Below are 18,213 nucleotides of genomic sequence, written 5' to 3'. Positions count from 1 at the left end.
CGCGGTCAATGACCCGGCGCGTCCTCATCCGCCGGAGCCGCCTCGCGGTCGAACGCCGCGCGCCATTGCGACAGCAGGGCCGAGGGCCCGTCCCGCCGCTCGGCCTGGCGCAGGGCGATGCGCAGCGCGGCGCGGGCATGGCGGTCGGCCGGCTCGGCCAGGGCCGAGGGCGGCTCGCCCGCCGCCAGCGCCGCCCAGACCCGCGCCTTCAGCGCATGACGCTCGGCATCGCCCCAATCGGCCAGCATGGCCTGGAACCCGGCGAAGGTGGCGGCGTCGAAATCGCGGTCCTGGCCCAGGCTGTCCATGACCGGGCTGGCCGGGTGGAGCCCCGCGACCGGCACCAGACCGGGTGGGATCGGCGTATTCGCCGAATGGGTGCGGCCGGCGCGCAGCAGCGGCGGCAGGATATGCGTATGCGGCCCGACGGGCGAGACGCCGCCGGTATCCGGCCCGCCGATCTTCTGGTAGACCTCGATCCGGCCGATGCGGCTCAGCGCCACGCGATGCGGATGGGCGGGCAGGATCGCCGCCATGGCGCGGCTTTCGGGGTCGAGGACCGAGCGGCCGCATTCCGCCCGCAGCCGCGCGACCAGCACCGGATCGTCGCTGCGGATGCAGAAATCGACCTGCGGCTGGTCCAGCCCCAGGTCGAACAGCACCGCCCCGCGATCCTGGTCGCGCAGCGCGCCCGCGTCGGGGCCAAGCTCGGTCAGCACCTGGCGCCGCGCCGTGCCCAGCCGCCCCTGGGGCAGGCAGAGCGAGACGCCCTGCTGCCAGCGATGCGGCCGTGGGCTCAGCGCCTCCCACGCCACCGGGATCACCTCGGCCAGGTCGTCCAGCCGCAGCCCGCCGCGGGCGGTGACGATGCCGCATTCGCCCAGGGGCTGGGGCGGCGGATCGCCCGCGACATGGTGGAACTCGGCAATGGCCCCGAACGAGCCCATGGACCAGCCGGCGCCGGTATCGGTCAGCGCCGCGGCAAGCCGGGCGGTCAGCATGTCGGTCATCGGTCTTCTCCCTCAATGGTGTCGAGCGGCTGGAACAGGATGCCGCCGGGGCCCTGCGCCAGATGGGCGGTGATGCCGAAGACGCGGGCCAGGTTCGCGGCGGTCAGCACCGCCTGAGGCGGGCCGTCGGCGGCGATCCGGCCCTGGTGCAGCAGGATCAGCCGCGTGCAATGCCGCGCCGCCAGCCCCAGGTCGTGCAGCGAGGCCAGCACCGCATGGCCCTGTCCGGCCAGCCGGCGAAACAGCCGCATCGCGTCGATCTGCGCCGCCGGGTCGAGCCCGGCGATGGGCTCGTCCGCGATCAGAAGCGGGGTTTCCTGGGCCAGGGCGCGGGCGATCAGGGTGCGGGCCTGCTCGCCCCCCGACAGTTCGGTGGCGCGGCGGTGGCGCAAGGGATCCAGGCGCAGCGCGGCGATGGCGCGCTCGATGGCGGCGCGGTCGGTTGCGCCGGCGGAATGCGGATGGGCGATGCGGCCAAGCGCCACCAGCGCCTCGACCGGCATCGGCCAGGCGATCTCGCGGCCCTGCGGCATGTAGGCGGCGGCGCGGGCGCGTTCGCGCGCCGAAAGCCGCGCCAGCGAGCTGTGCCCCCGTGCCGGTAAAAGCCCCAGCGCCGCGCGCAGAAGCGTGGTCTTGCCGGCGCCGTTCGGACCCAGAAGGCCCACGAACTCGCCCACGCCGATGCTGAGGTCGATGCCGTCCAGCACCGCCTGGCCGCCGCGGTGGAACGAAAGGGCGCGAAGCTCGAGCATGGTCACAGCCCCTCGCGCCGGGTTTTCAGGATCAGGTGCAGGAAGAAGGGCGCACCGACCAGCGCCGTCAGCACCCCGAGCTTGAGGTCGCGGCCCGGCGCGATCAGCCGCACCGCGATGTCGGCGGCCAGAACCACCGCCGCGCCCCCCAGCGCCGCCGCCGGGACCAGCTGCGCCGGGCTGGCGCCGACCGCGCGGCGCAGCACATGCGGCACCACCAGCCCGACGAAGCCCACGGTGCCGGCGACCGCCGTGGCGCCGCCGATCAGCGCGGCGATGCCCGCGACCAGCATCAGCCGCAGCCGGCCCAGATGCACGCCGCTGGATGCCGCCGCGTCCTCGCCCAGCGTCAGCGCATTCAGCGCGCGGCACATGGGCCAGATCAGCACGAAGCCCAAGCCCATGAAGGGCGCCGCGATCCAGACATGCAGCATCGAGCGGTCGGCCAGCGAGCCCATCATCCAGAACACGATCTCGTTGATGGCAAAGGGGTTGGGCGACAGGTTCAGCACCAGCGAGGTCGCCGCCCCCGCCAGCGCCGAAATGGCGATGCCGGCCAGGATCAGCGCCAGCGTGCCGCCGCGCGGCCCGGCAAGCATAAGCACCAGCAGCACCGACAGCGCGGCCCCCGCCAGCGCCGCCAGCGGCAGGCCCAGGGGAAAGGCGGCGGAAAGCCCGGTCTGGATCGCCAGCACCGCCCCCAGCGCGGCCGAGGCGCTGGTGCCGATCAGCCCCGGCTCGGCCAGCGGGTTGCGCAGGAAGCCCTGCAGCACCGCCCCGGCCATCCCCAGCGCCGCGCCCACCAGCAGGCCCAGGATGGCGCGCGGCAGGCGCAATTCGCGCATGACCAGCGCCAGCAGGTCATCGCCGCCGTGAAACAGCGCGGCCAGGCTTTCGCCCGGCCCGATCCCCGCCGGGCCGGTCAGCAGCGAGGCCAGGAACAGGGCCGCGACCAGCGCGGACAGCGCGGCCATCAGCAGCGGATAGCGCGGCCCGGTCATGGCCGGGCCTGCAAGGCAAGGCGCGCGTCGCGCAGCTGCGAGACGGCGCGCAGGATATGCGGATTGCCGCAGACCCAGTCGGGATCGGACATGACCTCGGCCGGCCTGCCGCGGGCCAGCGCCTTCAGCGCCGGGTGGTCCAGCACCTCCTGCGCGCGGGCATGCCCGGCATAGCGGCGGCCCTCGACCAGCAGGTCGGGGTCGGAAAGCAGCAGCGTTTCCAGCGGCAGCACCCCGCCCGAGGGCAGGCCGAGTTCGTCGGCGACATTGTCGAAGCCGGCCAGCGCCACGATCTCGCCCGCCAGGCTGTCCGAGCCCGAGCTGTAGCCGTTCGCGGCATAGAGCGCGGCGCGCGGCCGCGGGCCCTGCGCATCCGAAAGCCGCGCCAGGTCGGCGTCGAAGCGCGCGAGCATGGCGCGGGCCTGGGCCTCGCGGCCCAGCACCGCGCCCATGCGGCGGATATTGGCGCGGATGCCCGCCAGGTCGCTTTCGATCGGAAAGACCTCGACCGGGATATCCAGCCGGCGCAACAGCCGGACGGTCTCGGGCGTGGTCCAGGCCCCGGCCAGCACCAGGTCGGGCCGCATCAGGAAGATTTCCTCGGCCAGGCCATGGTTGACGGGCAGGCGGCCGGCCTCGGCCGCCATGGCCGAAGCGCTGGGATCCTGCGCCAGATAGGAAACCGATACCAGCTGGCCCGGCGCCGCCAGCATCATCGCCAGCTGGTCGGTGCAGAGGTTCATCGACAGCACTCGGCGCGGCGGCTCGGCCGCGGCGGGCTGGAAAAATCCCGGCAGGATCAGGCCGGCCAGAAGGCCGGCGACAAGGCCGAGCCGCCTTACCATTTCGCCGTCAGGCCGGCGTAAAGGGTGCGGCCCTGCGAGGCATAGCCCCAGACATCGGAATATTCCTTGTCGAACAGGTTCACGACGCGGCCGGTCACGCGGAGATTCGCGGTCAGGTCGTAGCCCGCCGCCAGGTTGACCACGGTATGGGCGGGCAGTTCGCGGGTCGGGTAGGCACCCCAATATTGCGTATCCCAATTGCCCGAGACATGGCGAATGTCCGCCGTGACGGTGCCACGCCCTTCCAGGACGGCCAGCGTCGCCGACAGGCCCAGTTCATGCCGGGGCCGGCGCACCTCGACCGAGCCGTCCGGGTTGCGGGCGTCCAGATAGGTGTAGTTCAGCGCGACATCCAGGCTGTCGGTCGCCTTGATGCGGGCCGTCACCTCGACCCCTTCGCGCGGGCTTTCGCCGGCCTGGTTGCGATAGCTGTAATAGCTGGTGCCGCCCTCGGCGCGGACCAGATAGCTTTCGATCTCGTCGCGCAGCTTTTCGTTGAAATAGGTGACGTCGACCACGCCCATGCCATTGGGAAGTTGCGCCTCGACGCCCAGGTCGAATCCGCGGTTCTTTTCGGGCTTCAGGTTCGGATTGCCCAGGTAGACCGAAGAGCCATAATCCGCATTGGCGTAAAGCTCGAAATAGGACGGGTTGACCAGCCCGGTCCCGGCCGAGGCGTGCAGGCGGAAGGGCCGGTCCGGCACGTGCCAGGACAGGCCCAGGTTCCAGCTGGTGAAGTCCTCGAACACCTTGTTGCCGTCGTGGCGGACACCGGCCTGGACATCCAGCCCGTTGTCCAGAAAGCCGCGATACTCCAGCGCGACCGAGGTCATCTCGCGCCGGTTTTCCGGGGCCGAGGAGCTTTCGTCCCTTTGCCGCTCGGCCAGCACGTTCAGCAGGTGCGACGCCTCGGCCACCGTGCCGTCGATGCCGAAGCTGCCGCGGTATTTCAGCTTGCGCGTCTCGCCGCGCGTGACCGGGCCGCCCTCGTAGCTTTGCTTGTAGATCGTGTCCTGATAGTCCAGCCGATGCGTCAGCCGGCCGCCCAGCATGGAATATTCGGCCCAGATCCCGCCCTGGAACTCGTCGCGTTCGCTGTATTTGTGCGGGTCGTCCACCACATATTCCTGCGCGCTGGTCGCGGACCAGCTGGTGGAATCGTAATCGTATTTCTCCTTCGCGCGGCGCAGGGTGGTGCCCAGGCGCAGATCCTCGCCGATCTGCCAGTCGCCCGAAAGCCCGATGGTCTTGCGGTTGGTCCCGTCCTTTTCGCCGCCGTCGCCCGACTGGTCATAGCCGTGGTCGTCCCGCGCCGAGAGGGTCAGCGCGATCCCGCCCTGCGCGCCGCGCTGGCTGACATGGGCCGAGGCGGCGGCGCCGTTGCCCAGCTCGACCGAGCCGCCGTAATGCAGCCCCGGCCCGCCCCTGCGGGTGATGATATTGATGACGCCCGCCGAGGCGTTCGAGCCGTAATAGACCGATTGCGGCCCGCGCAGCACCTCGATGCGCTCGATATTGGCGGTCTCCAGCCCGGACAGGATGTATTCGTCGGCCCCGCCCGTCGCCTCGATCCCGTCGATCAGGATCAGCGTGTGGTTGCCCTCGCCGCCGCGGATGCGGACCTGGGTGAAGGTCGAGCCGGTGGCCGAGACCGAAACCCCCGGCACGGCGCGCAGCGCGTCCTGCACGGTGGCGATGCCCCTGGCCTCGATCTCGGCGGCGGTCAGCACGGTATGGGCGCGGGCATAGCCGCCCTCGGCCACGGCGGTCAGCCCGCCCGAGATCACCACCTCGTCCAGGCGATAGCCTTCCTGGCCGGTGGCGGCCGCCGGCAGCAGGGCGGCGGTGGCGGCCAGCAGGGAAACCGGAGTTCTGAACATTCCAAAGCCTTTCCAGCACGGGCCCGCGGCCCGCGATTTGCAGAAATGCCCTGCGGAAAGGCTGGCAGGCCCGACCGCAGGACGACGATCGTCACCTCTGCGGAACGGCCGCTTTCCAGACGCGCCCCGCGCCGGAAATGGGTGATCGCCACGGCAGGTCTCCTGGCTTGCGGATCGCTGCTCAGGCCGGCCTTCCCAGGAGATCCCAGTGGCACGTTCGACCGTCGCTCACCGCTTACAGTTGCGGGGGCAGCCCCGGCCTTGCCCTGGCCGCATCGCGGCCGGCGGGCGCACCGGTGTTCCCTTTTCATCCGGCGCGCAAGCCCGCCGGAACCGTAGCGGCCCCGCATTGCCGCAGCCGGGCGCCGGCTGTCAAGCGGCAATGCGCCCTGCGCCCGGCCGCCGCGACAACCTGTCCGGGAACGCGGCCGCGGAACCGCCCGCCGGGCCGCGGCATTGGGTCAGGTATCCGACGGAAGGGAAGGTCAAGCGATGGCCATGCCGCAGATCCTGGCCGTGCTGATCCTTTGCGCGATGATGGCGCTGTTCGTCTGGGGGCGGCTGCGCTACGACGTGGTGGCGATGATCGCGCTGCTGGCTTCGCTGCTGGCCGGCACGGTCAAGCCGGAGGAGGCGTTCCGCGGCTTCAGCGACGACATCGTCATCATCGTCGGCAGCGCGCTGGTGGTCAGCGCCGGCATCTCGCGCTCGGGCGTGATCGAGGCGGTGATGCGCCGGATGCTGGGGCGGTTGCGGACCCTGCGCTGGCAGCTTCTGGTGCTGGTCGGCTCGGTCACGGGCCTGTCGGCGCTGGTCAAGAACATCGGCGCGCTGGCCATGCTGATGCCGGCGGCGCTGAAGATGGCGCGGCGCTCGGGGCATTCGCCCTCGGCCTATCTGATGCCGATGGCCTTCGGCTCGCTCCTGGGCGGGCTGATCACGCTGGTCGGCACCTCGCCCAACATCATCGTCTCGCGGGTGCGCGAGCAGATGACGGGCCAGCCCTTCACCATGTTCGACTATGCGCCGGTCGGCCTCGGCCTGTCGCTGGTGGGGCTGGTCTTCCTGCTTTTCGCCCATCGGCTGCTGCCGCGCGACCGCCGTGCGACGGCCTCGCTGAGCGAGGCGGTGAACATCAGCGACTATCACACCGAGGCCACCGTCCCCGAGGGCGCCGGCATCGTCGGCATGACGGTGGGCGAGTATCTCAGCGCCGTCGATGGCGAGGTGGCCGTGACCGGGCTGATCCGCGGCGGCGCGCGCCGCGCGGTGACGCTGCCCGACACGGTGATCGAGATGGGCGACACGCTGCTGTTGCGCGGCGAGCCGAATGCGCTGGAACGCGCCGTGACCAAGCTGGGCATGGAGCTGACCCGGCAGGATGCGGCGGCCGAAGAGGGGCTGCCGGCCGACAAGATCGGCGTGATCGAGGCGGTGATCGCTCCGGCCTCGCTTCTGGTCGGCCAGACGGTGGGGCGGATCGCGCTGTTCGACCAGCATGGCGTGAACCTGATCGCGATTTCGCGCGCCGGGCATCGCATGACGCAGCGGCTCAGCCGGACGGTGCTGGCGGCGGGCGACGTGCTGCTGGTGCAGGGGCCGATCGAGCTGTTGCCCGAGCGGATGCGCGTGCTGGGCCTGCTGCCCCTGGCCGAGCGCCATATCCGGCTGGGCGGGGTGCGCAAGCAATTGCTGCCGGTGCTGATCCTGGCGGTCGCCATGGCGGCGACGGCGGCGGGGCTGGTGCCGGTCGCCGTCGCCTTCTTCGCCGCCGCCGTGCTGATGATCCTGACCGGCGCGATCAGCGCCGAGGAAGCCTATGAGGCCATCGAATGGCCGATCCTGATCATGCTGGGCGCGCTGATCCCGGTCAGCGAGGCGCTGCAAAAGACCGGCGTGACCGACCTGCTGGGCGCGTGGCTGTCGCAGGCGGCGACGGGCCTGCCGGTCTGGGGCGCGGTGACGCTGATCCTGGTCACGGCCATGGCGGTCACGCCCTTCCTGAACAATGCCGCGACCGTGCTGGTCATGGCCCCCATCGCCGCGACCTTTGCCGACCAGCTCGGCTATCGGCCCGATGCCTTCCTGATGGCGGTGGCGGTGGGCGCAGGCTGCGATTTCCTGACCCCCATCGGGCATCAGTGCAACACGCTGGTGATGGGGCCGGGCGGCTATCGCTTTGGCGACTACGCCCGGCTGGGGGCGCCGCTGTCGGCGCTGGTGGTGCTGACCGGCGTGCCGCTGATCCTGCTGGTCTGGCCGGTCTGACGGGCGGTCTGACGGGCCGTGTGACGGGCCGGTTCAGCCCGTCTCGGCCAGCGCGGCGCGGATGGCGCGGGCCAGGCGGCGGCAGCCCTCTTCCAGCCGCTCGGGCGGGTTCAGGGTAAAGTTCAGCCGCAGCGAACGGCGGTCCAGCCCCTCGGGGTCGAAGACGCTGGAGGGCGAGATGCAGACCCCCTCGGCCATCGCATGATGCAGCAGCCGGTCGGTGTCCAGCCGCGGATCGCGCGCCGTGGCCCAGACGAACATGCCGCCCACCGGCACCTGCCAGTCCAGGTCGCCCGCCAGATGCGCCTGCATGGCGGCGCACAGCGCGTCGCGCCGGGCGCGATAGATCGCCAGCACCTCGGGGCGGATGCGGTCGGTGATCCCCGCCTGCAGCGCGCGCAGCGCCAGCATCTGCGACAAGCCGCTGGAACACATGTCCGAGCCCTGCTTGGCGGTGGCCAGCGCCGCGATCATCTCGGGCGCGGCGATCACCCAGCCGATGCGCAGCCCCGGCGCCAGCTCCTTGGACAGCGACCCCATGTAGACCACCGGCCCGTCATAGGGGCCGGGCTGCGCCCCCGCCGACAGTTCGAGCAGTCGGGGCAGGGGCTCGCCTTCGTAGTAGAGCGCGCCGTAAGGGTCGTCCTCGATCAGCCAGGTGCCGGTGGCATGGGCGGCGGCGACCAGCGCCTGCCGCTCGGGCAGGGCCACCAGCCGGCCGCTGGGATTCGAGAAATTCGGCACCGTATAGGCGAATTGCGCCCCCACCAGCGCGGCATGGGGGTCGAAATCGTTGCCCTCGATCCGCATCGGGCGATAGCGCGGCGCATGCGGCATCCAGGCGTCGAGCGCGCCCAGATAGGCCGGGCTCTGTGCCGCGACCAGCCCGCCGGGCTGCAGCAGCACCTTGCCCATCAGCTCCAGCGCCTGCATGCCGCCGGTGGTGATCAGCACGTTTTCGCGCGAAAGCCGCAGCGCATCGGTCGAGAAGCGGGCGGCGATCAGGTCGCGCAGCGCCGGCAGGCCGGGGATCGGGCCATAGCCCAGCGTTTCGTCGGGGTGGCTGCGGATCGCCTCGGCCGCCAGTCCGGCCAGTTCCGCGACCGGCCAGACCGAGGGCTCGGGCAGCCCGCCGGCAAGGTTGACCAGGCCGGGCACCTGGCCCGCCGCCAGAAAGACCGAGGTCACGTCGTTGCTGCGGGACAGCCAGGGGGCAAAAGCGGGGCGCATGGTCGGAACGGTTTGGTCGGGCATGATCCTGCTGTGACCGTTTTTCGCCAACAGGGCAAGCCTCATGGCGCCCGGCCGGGCCCGGCTTGTGCCCGGCGGCGATGTATATCAGACAGGGGGCTGGCGCGCGACGGGGAAGACCATGCAGGCATTGAAACGGATCGGCATCGACACCTACATGCTGCTGCTGGTCGGCATGGTGCTGCTGGGGGTGTTCCTGCCCGCCCGCGGCATGGCGGCCGAGGCCCTGCGCGGCGCGACCTTCTGGGCGGTGACGCTGCTGTTCTTCCTCTACGGCGCCAAGCTCGACGCGGCTTCGGTCCGGGCGGGGCTCTTGAACCTCAGGCTCCAGGGCCTGACCTTCGGCGCGACCTATGCGCTGTTTCCCGTGCTGGGCATCGCGCTGGCCGCGCTGTTCGGCGGCGTCCTGGGCCCCGAGCTGACGCTGGGGCTGCTGTTTTTGGCCGTACTGCCCTCGACGGTGCAAAGCTCGATCGCCTTCACCTCGATCGCGGGCGGCAACGTGCCGGCGGCGATCTGCGCGGCCTCGCTGTCGAACCTGGTGGGGGTGGTGCTGACGCCGCTGCTGGTCACGCATCTGCTGCACCACGACGGCGGCGGCGCCAGCCTCGACGCCATCCAGAAGATCGCGGTGCAGATCCTCTTGCCCTTCGTCGCCGGGCAATTGCTGCGGCGCTGGATCGGCGGCTTCGTCCAGCGCCACCGGCTGCTGACCATGCTGGTGGACCGCGGCTCGATCCTGCTCATCGTCTATTCCGCCTTCGGCGCCGGCACCGTGGCGGGCATCTGGTCGGCGATCCCGCTGCCGGGGCTGGTGCTGTGCTTCCTGGTCACGGCGCTGCTGCTGGCGCTGGTCATGGGCGCCATGCTCGGTGCCGGGCGGCTGTTCCGCCTGCCGCCCCAGGACCGGGCGGTGCTGTTCTTCTGCGGCTCGACCAAGAGCCTCGCCAGCGGGCTGCCCATCGCCACGGCGATCTTCCCGGCCGCGGCGGTGGGGGCGATCGTGCTGCCGGTGATGGTCTATCACATGACGCAGCTGCTGGTCTGCTCGGCCATCGCGCAGCGGCTGGCGCGCAACCCGCGTGCCTAGAAGTCCCAGTCCTCGTCCTCGGTTGCGACCGCCTTGCCGATGACATAGCTCGACCCCGAGCCGCTGAAGAAATCGTGGTTCTCGCTGTCGGGCGACAGCGCGGCCAGGATCGCCGGGTTGACCTCGCAGGCCTGGGGCGGGAACAGTGCCTCGTAGCCCAGGTTCTGCAGCGCCTTGTTGGCATTGTAATGCAGGAAAGCCTTCACGTCCTCGGTCAGGCCGATGCCGTCGTAAAGCTCGGCGGTGTATTTCGCCTCGACGTCGTAGAGATCGAAGATCAGCGAGAAGGCGAAATCCTTCAGCGCCGCGCGCTCGGCCTCGCCCAGCCGCTCCAGCCCGCGCTGGTACTTGTAGCCGATATAATAGCCATGCACCGCCTCGTCGCGGATGATCAGCCGGATCAGGTCGGCAGTATTGGTCAGCTTGGCGCGGCTCGACCAGTACATCGGCAGGTAGAAGCCGGAATAGAACAGGAAGCTTTCCAGGAACACGCTGGCGATCTTGCGCTTCAGCGGGTCCGAGCCGGCCTTGTATTCCTCCAGCACCAGCCGCGCCTTCTGCTGCAGGTGCGGGTTCTCCTCGGCCCAGCGAAAGGCCGCGTCCACCTCGGGCGTCAGGCACAGGGTCGAGAAGATCGAGGAATAGCTGCGCGCATGCACCGCCTCCATGAAGGCGATGTTGGACAGCACCGCCTCCTCATGCGGGGTGATCGCATCGGGCATCATCGCCGGCGCGCCCAGGGTGTTCTGGATCGTGTCCAGAAGCGTCAGCCCGGTAAAGACGCGGATGGTCAGCTCGCGCTCCTCGGGGCGCAGCGTGGCCCAGCTCTGCACGTCGTTCGACAGCGGCACCTTCTCGGGCAGCCAGAAATTCACCGTCAGCCGGTTCCAGACCTCCAGGTCCTTCTCGTCCTCCAGCCGGTTCCAGTTGATGGCCCGCAGGGGCGTGCGCGGCGCATGGTCCTTCATCCGAAGACCCTTTCTTTCGTGTCCAAATATCCTCGGGGGTGCGGGGGCAGACAGCCCCCGCCTCAAAGCGTGCAGGAAACGCAGCCCTGCACCTCGGTGCCCTCCAGCGCGGTCTGGCGCAGCCGGATGTAATAGATCGTCTTGATGCCCTTCTTCCAGGCATGGATCTGGGCGCGGTTGATGTCGCGCGTCGTGGCCTCGGCCGGGAAGAACAGCGTCAGCGACAGGCCCTGGTCGACATGTTCGGTCGCCGCCGCATAGGTGTCGATGATCGCCTCGGGGCCGATCTCGTAGGCGTCGCGGTAATAGTCCAGGTTCTCGTTCGACATGAAGGCGGCGGGGTAATAGACCCGGCCGATCTTGCCTTCCTTGCGGATCTCGATCTTGGCGACGATCGGGTGGATCGAGCTGGTCGAGTTGTTGATATAGCTGATCGAGCCGGTGGGCGGCACCGCCTGCAGGTTGCGGTTGTAAAGCCCATGCCGCATCACCGCGTCCCGCAGCGCGGCCCAGTCCTCGCGCGTGGGCAGCGCGACACCCTCGAACACCCGCGCGACATCGGGCAGCGTCGGCAGCCAGTCGCGCGTCACGTATTTGTCGAAGAACGTGCCGTCGGCATATTTCGACGTCTCGAAATCCTTGAAGCTGCGGCCCTTTTCCTGCGCCAACAGGTTTGAGGCGCGGATGGCGTGATAGGCGACGGCGGCGAAATAGACCGAGGTGAACTCGATCCCCTCGGGGCTGCCGTAATGGATGCGCTCGCGCGCCAGGAACCCGTGCAGGTTCATCTGGCCCAGCCCCACCGCATGGGCCTCGTCGTTGCCGCGCCGGATCGAGGGCACGGCCTCGATCGCCGACATTTCCGACACCGCGGTCAGCGCCCGGATCGCCGCCTCGACCGTGGCGCCGAAATCCGGCCCGTCCATGGTCGCGGCGATGTTGAGCGAGCCGAGGTTGCAGGAAATATCCGTGCCGAGGTGGCGATAGCTCAGATCCTCGTCGAAGGTGCTGGCCTCGTTGACCTGCAGGATCTCGCTGCACAGGTTCGACATGCTGATGCGGCCGGCGACCGGGTTGGCGCGGTTCACCGTGTCCTCGAACATGATATAGGGATAGCCGCTTTCGAACTGGATCTCGGCCAGGGTCTGGAAGAAGGCGCGGGCGTTGATCTTTTTCTTGCGGATGCGCTTGTCGTCCACCATCTCGGCATATTTCTCGGTGACGGAAATCTCCGAGAAGGCCATGCCATAGACCTTTTCCACGTCATGGGGCGAGAACAGGTACATGTCCTCGTTCTTCTTGGCCAGTTCGAAGGTCACGTCCGGGATCACCACGCCGAGCGACAGCGTCTTGATGCGGATCTTCTCGTCGGCATTCTCGCGCTTGGTGTCCAGGAAGCGCAGGATGTCGGGGTGATGCGCGTTCAGGTAGACCGCCCCCGCGCCTTGCCGCGCGCCCAGCTGGTTGGCATAGGAAAAGCTGTCCTCCAGCAGTTTCATCACCGGGATGACGCCCGAGGACTGGTTCTCGATCCCCTTGATCGGCGCCCCGGCCTCGCGCAGGTTGGTCAGCATCAGGGCGACGCCGCCGCCGCGCTTGGAAAGCTGCAGCGCCGAATTGATGCCGCGGCCGATGCTTTCCATGTTGTCCTCCAGCCGCAGCAGGAAGCACGAGATCAGTTCGCCGCGCGATTTCTTGCCGGCGTTCAGGAAGGTCGGCGTCGCGGGCTGGAACCGGCCCGACAGGATTTCCTCCATGAAGCGCATGGCGAGATCCTCGTCGCCGCGCGCCAAGGCCAGCGCGACCATGACCACCCTGTCCTCGTAGCGTTCCAGATAGCGCCGCCCGTCGCGGGTCTTCAGCGTGTAGCTGGTATAATACTTGAAGGCGCCCAGGAAGGTCGGAAAGCGGAACTTGCGCGCATAGGCCGCGTCCCAGATCCGGTGCAGGAAGGCGCGCGGATACTGGTCCAGGACTTCGGCCTCGTAATAGCCTTCGTCCACCAGGTAGCCCAGCTTCTCGTCCAGCGAGTGGAAGAAGACGGTGTTCTGGTTGACATGCTGCAGGAAATACTGCCGCGCGGCCTTGCGATCCGCGTCGAAGCGGATGCGGCCCTCGCCGTCGTAAAGGTTCAGCATCGCGTTCAGCGCGTGATAGTCCAGCTCGGCCTTTACGCCATCGTCAAGCATTCCGTCCCCCAGAATTTCTCAAGCCCCGCCTGCACGCGGGAAATGTCCAGATCAGTCCCCGCCAGCTCGAATCGATACAGCACGGGGACGTTGCACTTGTCAGAAATCACCCGGCCGGCCAAGGCATAGGTCGCCCCGAAATTGCGGTTGCCGGCGGCGATGACGCCGCGCAGGCCGGCGCGGCGGGCGGGATCGTTCAGGAAGCGGATCACCTGCTTGGGCACCGCGCCCCGGCCGGTCCCGTCGGCATAGGTCGGGCAGATCAGCACATAGGGCGTTGCCGCCTCGGGCAGCGGATCGCACGGCGAGACCGGGATGCGCCCGGCCGCCAGCCCCAGCCGCGCCACGAAGCGCGCGGTGTTCCCCGAGGCCGAGGAATAATAGACCAGCCCGCCCATGGCGCCGGTCAGGACAGCCGGCCGATCATGTCGGGCCGGAAGCCCGCCCAATGCGCATCGCCGGCGACGACCACCGGGGCCTGGCGATAGCCCAGCGAGACGACCAGTTCCATCGCCGCGTCGTCCTCGGTCAGGTCGATCAGTTGATAGGCCAGGCCGCGCGCGTCGAGCGCCCGCGTGGTGGCGGTGCATTGCACGCAGGCGGGCTTGGAGTAAACGGTGATGGACATGGCTCGGCTCCTTCTGTTCTGTCGGCAAGAGGGGGCCGGGCCGATGGGCGTGCCACCGGACCCTGTTCCAGCCCCGCGCCCGCCGCACGGTTTCGTCCTTTCGCGCCATGGCAGGTCTTCTGACTTGCGGGTCTCGGCTTAGCCGGCCTTCCCGGAGCCTTGGCCCCAGTGGCATTCCAGCGTCGCTCGCCGCTTACAGCTGCGGGGGCAGTGCCGGCTTTTCACCGGCTTCCCTTTTCATCCCCGAGTCGGCCCCAGGGCAACCATGACCCCGGCAGTTAGCCACGGGTCACGGGCCGGGTCAATCCATATTTAGTGGATGGCCGGGCCGCGCCCGGAATATCTGGTGGGGTTCCCGGATCGCGCCAGGGGCTCGATTTGCCGCCGGGCCATGGCGGTGGACGGGCTGCGGCCACGGACCGCCCCACCTGCGGGCCTGTTGGAATATGGCAACAGGCGCGGGGACATGGCATGGAATGACGTCGCGTCGTTTGACAAAGCGACAATTCGCCCTCTTGCGTGGATCGCGCGCACGTGAGCCGGGGTTCCCGTTCCCGTTCCCGTTCTGGCGCGATAAAGCGCAAGCTATTGATAAAACATCACTTAATGTCGCCTCTGCCTGCTGGCGGAAGGCGGGGCATCTTTGTGCCGGGATAACCCATGAACAAAACCCATCCCAAACCGCCAGCCTCGGGGTCTGCCGCGCAATTGCTGCCGACCCTGGGCCTGCTTCCGGTCCTTGCCATTTTCGCGGGGGTCGGCGGCCCCGCCCAGGCGCAGGACACCGTGACGCTGGACACGGCGGTCATCCGCCGCCAGCAGGGCAGCGAGGCCGAGACCAGCTACAAGACCACCGAAAGCGCCTCGGACAAGATCACCCCGCCGCTGCTCGACACGCCACGGACCGTCACCGTCGTGACCGCGCGCCAGATCAAAGAGCGCGGCGGAAGTCGCAGACCCGGTTGCCGGTGATCCTGAAGGGCATCATGTCGGCGCATGATGCCGAGCGCGCCGTGGCGGTGGGTGCGGACGGGGTGATCGTCTCGAACCACGGCGGCCGGGCGCTCGACACGCTGCCGGCGAGGGCCGAGGCTCTGCCGGTCGTCGCCCGCCAGGTCGCCGGGCGCATTCCGGTGCTGTGCGACGGCGGAATCCGCCGCGGCACCGATGCGCTGAAGGCCCTGGCCCGGGCGCCGCGGCGGTGCTGGTCGGGCGGCCGCAGATCCATGCCCTGGCGGTGGGCGGCGCGGCGGGGGTCGCGCATATGCTGACCATCCTGCGCGCCGAGCTGGAGGTCGCCATGGCCCTGACCGGACGCCGCGACCTGGCCGGGATCGATGGAACCGTGCTTTGGCCTAGCCCTTGAAGCTGCGCCACAGGCTCAGCGCCGCATCCGACAGGTCGCCCAGCCGGGCCAGCACATGTTCGCGCCCCAGCCCCGGCCCGTCCTCGGCCCGGTCCAGCCGGCGCAGCAGCCGCAGCACCCGGCGCTTGTGGATGCCGGTCCAAAGCTGGACCGGATCGGCGGCCAGCCCGGCAAAGGTGGTCAGGACCGAGGCGAGCATGGCCAGCACCACCCCGGTCAGCAGCAGATCCACGCTGGAAAGCTCTCGTGGGAAGGCGCCATACCACATGCGGCCGGCCCAGCTTCCCAGCGCGAAATCCTCGACCGCCTGCGCCTGCGCCCGCAGATGCGCGACCGGCCCGGCCAGCGAGATCACCCCCGGCGTGGCGCGGTGGAACAGCAAGAGCCCCGAGCCCAGCACCAGGACCGAGGTGGTGATCTCGGAGACCGCATTGCGGGTCTCGGCATAGTCCGAGACGGCGCGGGCGACGCTTTGCGGCGCGGCCCGGGGCGCCAGCCCCTTTTCGGCCAGGTCGTCAATGAAATGGGCCAGGTCCGCCTCGATCCTTTGCGCCACGTCGGATTTCAGGAAGATCTGCCGGCGCGACAGCCAGTCGCCAGCGCGCCGCAGCCCGATCCGGCGCAGAAGCGGCGCGGCCAGCCGCACCAGCAGGAACAGCGGCGACAGCATGACGTTCACCGGCGCACGCAGCAGGTCGAGGCCGAGCGCGTGGCGATGCAGCGCCAGCGTGCCGCGCGGGCCATAGCGGGCGCGGACGAAGCGGCGGACCTCGGTCTCGCGCCGGGTCATCGGACGGGGGTCGGCGGGCTTTAGGGCCATGGGCGCGGTCCTTTGGCGGATCGCGCCCAATCTAGGCATCGCGGCGGGGCGGCTCAATGCCGCGCCGTCACAGCAGCGCGACCAGCCCCAGGCCCAGGGTCGAGATGAACAGCCAGGCCAGCGCGCCAAGCGCCAGCGGCCGGACGCCCTTGGCGCGCAGCTTGCGGATGTCGGTTTCGAGCCCCATCGCCGCCAGCGCCATGGTCAGCAGAAAGGCGGTCAGGCCGACCACCTCGGTATGCAGCGCCTCGGGCAAGGGCAGGGCGCTGTTCAGCAGCACGACGGCGATGAAGCCCAGCACGAACCAGGGCGTCGGCGCCGAGCCATGCGCGGCCTTGCCGCCGCGGCGCGCCAGCGCGCCCAGCACCAGGATCAGCGGCGCCAGCAGCATCACCCGGCTCAGCTTGGCCACGGTCGCGGCCTGCCCGGCCTCGGCGCCATGCTGGAAACCGGCGCCGACGACCTGCGCCACCTCATGCACGGTGGCGCCGACCCAGATGCCGTAATGCGAAGGCCCCATCGCCATCATCTCGCCCAGCAGCGGCATGGCGATCATCGAGAGCGAGCCGAAGACCGTCACGCAGGCGATGGCATAGGCCACGTCCTCGTCCGTGCCGCGCGTGACCGTGTTCGTCGCGATCACCGCCGAGGCGCCGCAGACCGAGGTGCCGGCCGCGATCAGCTCGGCCAGCCGCGCCTCGACCCCCAGCGCCCGCCCGGCCCATTTGGTGAAGACGAAGGTCGCGGCCAGCACCACCGCGATCACCGCTACCCCCGGCAGGCCCACGGCGCGCAACTGCTCCAGCGTCAGCTGGAAGCCCAGCAGCACGATGGCGAAACGCAAGACGCGGCGCAGCGAAAAGCCGATGCCCGGCCGCGCCGCCTCGGGCGTGCCGGCCAGGTTGCGCAGCGCCATGCCCAGCACCATGGCCACCACCAGCGGGCTGAGCGCCGGGATGCCCGAGAAGCGCTGCACCGCCGTCGCCAGGACCGCGATGCCGAAGGTCAGCCCCAGCCCCGGCAGCGTGGCGGAAAGCCAGGCCGTGATCGCGGAAGATGTTTGCTGGTTCTGCTCGGTCGAGGACATGATCGCGTTTCCTTGCTTGCAAGGCGGAACATGGTCCCGGATGCACGTTCAATCCATCGCATTATATTTGCCATATCGTTCGATTTTACTTATCAGTTGGCCATGACGCTGGAACAGCTCCGCATCTTCCTTGCCGTGGCCGAGCGGCAGCATGTCACCCGCGCGGCCGAGGCGCTGAACCTGACGCAATCGGCGGTCAGCGCCGCCGTCTCGGCGCTGGAGGCGCGGCATGGCGTGCGTTTCTTCGACCGGGTGGGGCGGCGCATCGTGCTGACCGAGACCGGCGAAGCCTTCATGGCCGAGGCGCGCGCGGTGCTGGACCGCGCCGAGACGGCCGAGATGGTGCTGGAGGATCTGGCGCGCGAGCCGCGCGGGCGGCTGCGGGTCCATGCCAGCCAGACCGTCGCCAGCTACTGGCTGCCGCCGCGGCTGGTCGCGCTGCGCGAGATGCATCCGGGGATCGAGCTGCGGCTGACCGTCAGCAACACCACCCAGGTCGCCGATGCGGTGCAGGAGGGCGGCGCCGACCTGGGGCTGGTCGAGGGCGCGGTGGCGCATGGCGAGTTGCACCGGCAGGTGGTGGCGCGCGACCGGCTGGTGCTGGTCATGGCGACCGATCACCCCTGGGCCGGGCGCGACGCCGTGCCCCTGGCCGGGCTGGCGGCGCAGAACTGGATCCTGCGCGAGCCGGGCTCGGGCACCCGGTCCGAGTTCGAGACCTGGATGGCCGGGCAGGGGCTTTCCGTGGCCGGGCTGCCCCTGGCGCTGGAACTGCCCTCGAACGAGGCGGTGCTGAACGCGGTGGCCGCCAGCCAATGCCTTGCCGCGCTGTCGCAACGCGCGGTGGCGCGGCCCGCCGCCGCCGGCTGGATCCGCACCCTGCCGCTGCCGGGGGCAGAGCGGCCGTTCTCGCTGCTGACCAATCCGCAGCGCTATCGCACGCGGGCGCAGCAGGCGCTGATCGGGATCCTGACGGACGAGATCCTGACGGACGAGGGCTTCGCCGCCGGCATCCCCTGACGTGAAATGGCCTGCGCCATCGGGAGGGAAGGCGCAGG

General features: G+C 69.7%; 15 protein-coding genes, 1 pseudogene and 2 riboswitches. Of the genes and pseudogenes, 4 read left to right on the top strand and 12 right to left on the bottom strand.

Going from position 1 to position 18,213, the window contains the following annotated elements; genetic code table 11:
- Nucleotides 1–5: 5 nt before the first annotated feature.
- The 5 genes from E3U26_RS22965 to E3U26_RS22945 are packed head-to-tail and all read right to left on the bottom strand — an operon-like array spanning nucleotide 6 to nucleotide 5,488.
- Nucleotides 6–1,010 (bottom strand): DUF6925 family protein, encoded by a 1,005-nt coding sequence (locus E3U26_RS22965; RefSeq protein WP_499106760.1) that lies wholly within the window; start codon nucleotides 1,008–1,010, stop codon nucleotides 6–8.
- The gene (locus E3U26_RS22960) at nucleotides 1,007–1,768 is read right to left on the bottom strand and encodes an ABC transporter ATP-binding protein (RefSeq protein WP_499106759.1); all 762 of its coding nucleotides are present in this window, start codon (nucleotides 1,766–1,768) and stop codon (nucleotides 1,007–1,009) included. The genes E3U26_RS22965 and E3U26_RS22960 overlap by 4 nt, the downstream gene beginning before the upstream one ends.
- A complete protein-coding gene (locus E3U26_RS22955; RefSeq protein WP_499106757.1) occupies nucleotides 1,765–2,763 on the bottom strand; it encodes a FecCD family ABC transporter permease in 999 nt (332 codons plus the stop codon). The genes E3U26_RS22960 and E3U26_RS22955 overlap by 4 nt, the downstream gene beginning before the upstream one ends.
- Nucleotides 2,760–3,608, bottom strand: coding sequence for an ABC transporter substrate-binding protein (locus tag E3U26_RS22950; RefSeq protein WP_499106755.1), 849 nt, complete (start codon nucleotides 3,606–3,608; stop codon nucleotides 2,760–2,762). Before E3U26_RS22950 ends, E3U26_RS22955 begins: the two co-directional genes overlap by 4 nt.
- Nucleotides 3,602–5,488 (bottom strand): TonB-dependent receptor plug domain-containing protein, encoded by a 1,887-nt coding sequence (locus E3U26_RS22945; protein WP_499106753.1) that lies wholly within the window; start codon nucleotides 5,486–5,488, stop codon nucleotides 3,602–3,604. Before E3U26_RS22945 ends, E3U26_RS22950 begins: the two co-directional genes overlap by 7 nt.
- 135 nt (nucleotides 5,489–5,623) lie before the next feature.
- Nucleotides 5,624–5,841: riboswitch (cobalamin riboswitch) on the bottom strand.
- A 139-nt stretch (nucleotides 5,842–5,980) separates the two neighbouring features.
- Between E3U26_RS22945 and E3U26_RS22940 the strand changes: the two genes are divergently transcribed.
- A complete protein-coding gene (locus E3U26_RS22940) occupies nucleotides 5,981–7,756 on the top strand; it encodes an SLC13 family permease (RefSeq protein WP_072463769.1) in 1,776 nt (591 codons plus the stop codon).
- 33 nt (nucleotides 7,757–7,789) lie between these two features.
- On the opposite strand, the gene E3U26_RS22935 is transcribed toward E3U26_RS22940, so the two are convergent.
- The gene (locus tag E3U26_RS22935) at nucleotides 7,790–9,010 is read right to left on the bottom strand and encodes an aminotransferase-like domain-containing protein (protein WP_499106751.1); all 1,221 of its coding nucleotides are present in this window, start codon (nucleotides 9,008–9,010) and stop codon (nucleotides 7,790–7,792) included.
- 118 nt (nucleotides 9,011–9,128) lie between these two features.
- On the opposite strand from E3U26_RS22935, the gene E3U26_RS22930 reads away from it, so the two are divergent.
- Nucleotides 9,129–10,097 (top strand): bile acid:sodium symporter family protein, encoded by a 969-nt coding sequence (locus tag E3U26_RS22930; protein WP_499106749.1) that lies wholly within the window; start codon nucleotides 9,129–9,131, stop codon nucleotides 10,095–10,097.
- On the opposite strand, the gene nrdF is transcribed toward E3U26_RS22930, so the two are convergent.
- From nrdF to nrdH, 4 genes are all read right to left on the bottom strand, one after another.
- Entirely contained in the window at nucleotides 10,094–11,065 is a 972-nt protein-coding gene (nrdF, locus tag E3U26_RS22925; RefSeq protein ID WP_036759269.1) for a class 1b ribonucleoside-diphosphate reductase subunit beta, read from the bottom strand. The genes E3U26_RS22930 and nrdF overlap by 4 nt on opposite strands.
- Nucleotides 11,066–11,127: 62 nt before the next feature.
- Complete coding sequence (nrdE, locus tag E3U26_RS22920) at nucleotides 11,128–13,254, bottom strand: class 1b ribonucleoside-diphosphate reductase subunit alpha (RefSeq protein WP_036759266.1); 2,127 nt, start codon at nucleotides 13,252–13,254, stop codon at nucleotides 11,128–11,130.
- The gene (gene nrdI, locus E3U26_RS22915) at nucleotides 13,236–13,652 is read right to left on the bottom strand and encodes a class Ib ribonucleoside-diphosphate reductase assembly flavoprotein NrdI (RefSeq protein ID WP_036759264.1); all 417 of its coding nucleotides are present in this window, start codon (nucleotides 13,650–13,652) and stop codon (nucleotides 13,236–13,238) included. The genes nrdE and nrdI overlap by 19 nt, the downstream gene beginning before the upstream one ends.
- An 8-nt stretch (nucleotides 13,653–13,660) precedes the next feature.
- A complete protein-coding gene (gene nrdH / locus E3U26_RS22910; RefSeq protein ID WP_036759261.1) occupies nucleotides 13,661–13,882 on the bottom strand; it encodes a glutaredoxin-like protein NrdH in 222 nt (73 codons plus the stop codon).
- A 92-nt stretch (nucleotides 13,883–13,974) separates the two neighbouring features.
- A riboswitch (cobalamin riboswitch) is annotated at nucleotides 13,975–14,165 on the bottom strand.
- A gap of 163 nt (nucleotides 14,166–14,328) precedes the next feature.
- On the opposite strand from nrdH, the pseudogene E3U26_RS22905 reads away from it, so the two are divergent.
- Nucleotides 14,329–15,248, top strand: a pseudogene (locus tag E3U26_RS22905) (alpha-hydroxy-acid oxidizing protein).
- Here the strand turns inward: E3U26_RS22905 and E3U26_RS22900 are convergent.
- Entirely contained in the window at nucleotides 15,238–16,068 is an 831-nt protein-coding gene (locus E3U26_RS22900; protein WP_499106746.1) for a DUF6635 family protein, read from the bottom strand. The pseudogene E3U26_RS22905 and the gene E3U26_RS22900 overlap by 11 nt on opposite strands.
- A 67-nt stretch (nucleotides 16,069–16,135) precedes the next feature.
- A complete protein-coding gene (locus tag E3U26_RS22895) occupies nucleotides 16,136–17,155 on the bottom strand; it encodes a YeiH family protein (protein WP_276242963.1) in 1,020 nt (339 codons plus the stop codon).
- A 102-nt stretch (nucleotides 17,156–17,257) separates the two neighbouring features.
- Here E3U26_RS22895 and E3U26_RS22890 point away from each other — a divergent pair, with 102 nt between their 5' ends.
- Nucleotides 17,258–18,175: a LysR family transcriptional regulator gene (locus tag E3U26_RS22890; RefSeq protein ID WP_499106744.1), complete on the top strand. Its 918-nt coding sequence runs from the start codon at nucleotides 17,258–17,260 to the stop codon at nucleotides 18,173–18,175.
- Nucleotides 18,176–18,213 lie beyond the last annotated feature (38 nt).

It is taken from the genome of Paracoccus ferrooxidans, from assembly GCF_029909815.1.
Lineage (GTDB): Bacteria > Pseudomonadota > Alphaproteobacteria > Rhodobacterales > Rhodobacteraceae > Paracoccus > Paracoccus versutus.
Note: the sequence above shows the minus strand (reverse complement) of the source record. Positions and strands in the feature narration are given on the sequence as shown.